This window comes from Alteromonas sp. CH_MED4-4 (assembly GCF_037029575.1).
GTDB classification, from domain to species: Bacteria; Pseudomonadota; Gammaproteobacteria; order Enterobacterales; family Alteromonadaceae; genus Alteromonas; species Alteromonas macleodii.
Genome location: NZ_JAYMEU010000058.1, coordinates 1 through 4,963, shown reverse-complemented (window position 1 = coordinate 4,963; position 4,963 = coordinate 1). Strand labels below are relative to the sequence as shown.

Genomic DNA, 4,963 nt, shown 5'->3' with positions numbered 1-4,963 from the left:
CACAACAAAGAGTACGGACATTTTAAACTCGCCCTTCGGGAAGGTCTGGCAAGCTTCCTAGCTTCATTCTGGGAATTGAAAGGGAACAGCCATTCCTGCATTCCCACGCTTTGCTAGGAAACTTGCCAGCGCCTTCTGAGTGGGTAATGATCTATGCGGATTGGTATTACACCCACAGCGGCAGCTGTTTAGTTGGCTTAGCCCCTTGTCGTAACGGCCTGAAATAATCTTTATTTTGATAAAACTTCGCATCCTGCGGTGAATGCCATAAAGGCACGCCTAACAAAGGAAGGGGCTTTAAGAGCGGTGTGATCTGAAAAGCATCGAGTGCTGAAATTCGGGCTGACATTGCATCGTCGAGTACGGCGCGTTGTTGCCATTTATCGAGCTCACTAAATCCTTGAGGCACTGAAACCGCGAGCCACTTTCCAGTAAGCCCAATAAACGGGTTCAGCATCATTTCTAAATTCGCATGCCCAAATACATAGGGCGTTACTTCAGCATGCCAACGCCCTCGATTTGCTAGAAATACCTGTTCCCATTCATGGGTGGCCAGTTGCTGTAGGAAAACTTCTAGCGATTCAACGCCACTTGGTTTGGGCTCTTCTATCGCCAGCACCACGCCACACTCATCAAAGTGGGTAATCCGATTGCGACGTGCGGTGCGAGGGTTTACGCCGTACGCCTCGATATCGCTTATATGCAGTTCATTTAATAAGGATTTTGTTTTGGGAAATTGCAGCCAGATCAGTGCATTAAACAAATCGTGCCAGCTTTGCTCTCTGGTAGGGACAACCCCATCTTCACTAATAATCGTTTCATAGTAACGCTGTTCATCTTCTGAAAACTGACTCTGTCCTTGAAATAAAGGCCCCGTCCATTGCTTGTGATATCTAGATGTAAGTTCATTTAGCACATCAGGAGATGGAAACTTACTATGACTCATTAAACCGAGTTCATCTAAAAGAATGGTTACAGGATAACTTGCGTGTTTTTTTAAGTAGTCTTTACAGAAAGGGATTGAGTCTGATTGCATATCAACTATTGGTTCGCTCTGGGGTTTTCTCTATACTGAGCAAGTATTGTAGAGCAAACAGAGACTAACAATGAAAAAAATGTTTTTGCCATTGCTTGTACCTACCCTTCTGGGCGTAAGTGCTTGCACACCTAACAACGACAGCGCGTCACAAGATCAGTCTGCGAAAAAACAGATGCCTGTGGCGTCTAACTTTGACAGTGTTTACAACAATATTTCAGACGCCGATATTCGCGAGCCATTAAAGGTACTGTCTTCAGATGAGTTTGAGGGCCGTTTACCGACGACTGAAGGTGAAAAGAAAACCATTGAATACTTGGTTAGTGAATTTACCAAAGCGGGGCTTAAACCGGGTAACGGGGATAGCTTTTTACAAAAAGTAGCCCTTATGGAAATTACTGCTGACCCAGATATGACCATGACTATTGGCGACAATAACTTCGCGTATAAAGAGCAAATGGTTGCCTCTTCTAAGCGAGAACAGAGCTCAGTGTCGCTCGAAGATTCAGAATTAGTCTTCGTTGGCTATGGTGTGAATGCACCAGAGTACGACTGGAACGACTACGAAGGGTTAGATGTTGAAGGCAAAACCGTCGTCATGCTAATTAATGACCCGGGATTTGAAAATCCAGAAAGTGGTAAGTTTCAAGGCACAACGATGACCTACTACGGTCGTTGGAGCTACAAATATGAAGAAGCGAGCCGTCAGGGCGCTGCTGGCGCCATTATTGTTCACGAAACAGCCCCTGCCTCTTACGGCTGGTCAGTTGTTGCTAACAGCTGGAGCGGTCCGCAGTACGGCCTAGTAAGTGCCGACAAAGGAGCAAGTCGTGTGGCTGTTGAAGGTTGGTTAACGTTAGATGCGGCGAAAAAAGTGTTTGCTGATGCAGGGCTCGACTTTGACCAAGAGAAAGCAAACTCCATGCAAGGTCCTTACAACAAAGCAATGGATATCAAAGCATCGGTTACGGTTAACAACACCTTCAAAAAGTCAGAGAGCAACAACGTTATCGCGACTCTGCCGGGCGCAGAGTTTCCTGATGAGCATATTATCTACACGGCACATTGGGATCATTTGGGTAAAGATGAGAGCAAAGAAGGCGACCAAATCTATAATGGCGCTCATGATAATGCCACGGGCACTGCGGCTATTCTAGCCATGGCCAAAGCATACTCAGAGTTGACGCCTGCACCAAAACGCTCGGTATCATTTTTAGTAGTAACTGCTGAAGAGCAAGGGCTGTTAGGCAGTAAATATTATGCAAGCAATCCTGTTATTCCGATTGAAAATACGGTTGCTAATATCAACATGGACGCAATGAACGTATTAGGTAAAACCAAAAACGTTGCCGTTGTAGGCATGGGTAAGTCAGAAATGGAAGACTATCTTGAAGCCGCTGCGGCTAAGCAAGGCCGTACACTGACTCAGGAAGACAGACCAGAAGCTGGGTACTACTACCGCTCAGATCATTTCAGCTTTGCCAAGCAAGGTGTTCCAGCACTGTACGCTGAAGGCGGAAATGAACCAGCAGATGAAGAGACAGCCAAATACAGAAAACGTATGAATGTCATTGTTACGGGCTGCTATCACCAAGTGTGCGATCAGTATCGTGACGATTGGGATTTAAGCGGTATCGTACAAGACACGCAAATGCTGTTTGATGTGGGTGTAGGTGTTGCAAATGCAGAGGCTTGGCCGAAGTGGAATGAAGCAAGCGAGTTCCAGCGCCAAAACTAAAACACTTTGACGTAAAAACGCAAAGAAGGCCGCGTCTTCTTTATCGTTAATAAAGGGTTTCTTCCTGAAACCCTTTTTTATTGACCCGCATTAATTTACTACCCTCTATATTTGAACTCACTTCCCTCTATATTAAGCACTGCTTACCGCATTCATAAGCTTACCTTTGCATGGAATTAGGATAAAAATGTTAATAAACGGCTATTTTGGGATAAATGGAATAAGAATTTCCATTTTCTCATCATAATGTACTTGCAATTTCCTGTCAGACTGGCACATTCAGGGGCACGCGAATAAGAATAACAACAAATCATCGCCCACTCGTACGCGAGTACCGACAGAAAAAACTTCTATTATTTTTTTCAACAAGTGAACAGAGAGAATCCGTTATATGTGTGGTATTTTCGGTATCCTTGATATCAAAACCGATGTGTCTGAACTCAGAACCCAAGCCCTCGATTTATCAAAACTTTTGCGCCACCGTGGCCCTGACTGGTCGGGTATCTGGAATAATGACAATACCATTCTTTGTCACGAAAGATTGGCGATTGTCGACGTTGATACAGGGGCGCAGCCTCTTATCAGCCAAAACGATAAACAAATTCTTGCCGTTAACGGCGAGATTTACAACCACAAGCAACTTGCTGCTAATCTAGATGAGCCGTACCCATTTAAAACCCGTTCTGATTGCGAAGTTATTCTTCCGCTTTTTCAGCAAAAAGGCATCGACTTTATCGATGAACTAGAGGGTATGTTTGCGTTCATTCTATACGATGAAGAACAAGACGCTTACCTTATTGCCCGCGACCATATTGGTATTATTCCGCTTTATACCGGTTACGATGAACACGGTAACTTCTATGTTTCATCTGAAATGAAAGCGTTAGCAGGCGTATGTAAGACAATCAGTGAGTTCCCTCCTGGCCACTACCTGTGGAGCAAAGAAGGTAAAATCACCAAGTACTACAAACGCGACTGGATGGAATACGACAACGTAAAAGACAACACCAGCAACCTAGAAGAGCTACGTGTAGCATTCGAGAAAGCTGTGAAGTCACACATGATGTCTGACGTTCCATACGCTGTACTTCTATCGGGCGGTTTGGACTCTTCACTGGTTTCAGCTGTCGCTGCGCAGTACGTTGCAAAGCGAGTTGAAGACGAAGACAAGACAGATGCATGGTGGCCTCGCCTGCACAGTTTTGCTGTAGGTCTTGAAGGAGCACCTGACCTTAAGGCAGCGAAGAAAGTGGCCGACATGATTGGCACCGTACACCATGAAATTCACTTTACCATTCAAGAAGGTTTAGATGCCATCCGTGATGTTATCTATCACTTGGAAACCTACGATACAACAACGATCCGCGCCGCTACTCCAATGTACTTAATGACACGCAAGATTAAAGCGATGGGCATTAAAATGGTGCTATCGGGTGAAGGTTCTGATGAAATTTTTGGTGGTTACCTGTATTTCCATAAAGCGCCAAACGCCAAAGAATTCCACGAAGAAACGGTACGTAAACTTGATCGTCTACATATGTTTGACTGTGCGCGTGCTAACAAAGCCACATCGGCATGGGGTGTAGAAGCTCGTGTTCCATTCTTAGATAAGAACTTCATTGACGTAGCTATGCGTTTAAACCCACAAGACAAAATGTGTCTAGATGGAAAAATGGAGAAGTGGATCCTTCGTAAAGCGTTTGATAACGGCGAAACCCTTCCAGCAGAAGTACTGTGGCGTCAAAAAGAGCAGTTTGGTGATGGTGTAGGTTATTCTTGGATTGATTCAATTCGCGATTTCGTTGAAAACGAAGTGACTGATCAGCAACTTGCAACAGCGGAATTCCGCTTCCCAGTTAACACACCAGACACCAAAGAAGGCTACTACTACCGCACTATTTTCGAGAGCTACTTTCCTCAAGAAAGTGCAGCGCGCTGTGTGCCAGGCGGTAAATCTATTGCGTGTAGTACAGCAGAAGCACTTGAGTGGGATGAGAGCTTTAAAAACAACGCAGATCCTTCTGGCCGTTCGATGAAAGGCGTCCACGCTGGCGAGTCTTAATAGACAATCGTACAAGCAGAGCTAACATTTCAAAAAAACGCGGCCTAAGCCGTAATGCCGATCAGTTAAGAATATTTTCATGATCGGTTGACCGATCTTTTTAAGGCTTCAAAATCCGATATCAGTC

General features: G+C 44.9%; 3 protein-coding genes. 2 read left to right on the top strand and 1 reads right to left on the bottom strand.

Translation table 11 applies throughout. From position 1 onward, the window contains the following. Nucleotides 1–166 precede the first annotated feature (166 nt). Nucleotides 167–1,036 (bottom strand): DUF3025 domain-containing protein, encoded by an 870-nt coding sequence (locus tag WA381_RS20740; protein WP_156086108.1) that lies wholly within the window; start codon nt 1,034–1,036, stop codon nt 167–169. A 70-nt stretch (nt 1,037–1,106) separates the two neighbouring features. On the opposite strand from WA381_RS20740, the gene WA381_RS20735 reads away from it, so the two are divergent. Next, nucleotides 1,107–2,774, top strand: a complete 1,668-nt coding sequence (locus WA381_RS20735) for a M28 family metallopeptidase (protein WP_156086107.1) — start codon at nt 1,107–1,109, stop codon at nt 2,772–2,774. A gap of 391 nt (nt 2,775–3,165) precedes the next feature. After that, nucleotides 3,166–4,836 carry an asparagine synthase B gene (gene asnB, locus WA381_RS20730; RefSeq protein WP_014948790.1) on the top strand — a complete coding sequence of 557 codons (1,671 nt, stop codon included), beginning with the start codon at nt 3,166–3,168 and terminating at the stop codon, nt 4,834–4,836. Nucleotides 4,837–4,963: the final 127 nt, after the last annotated feature.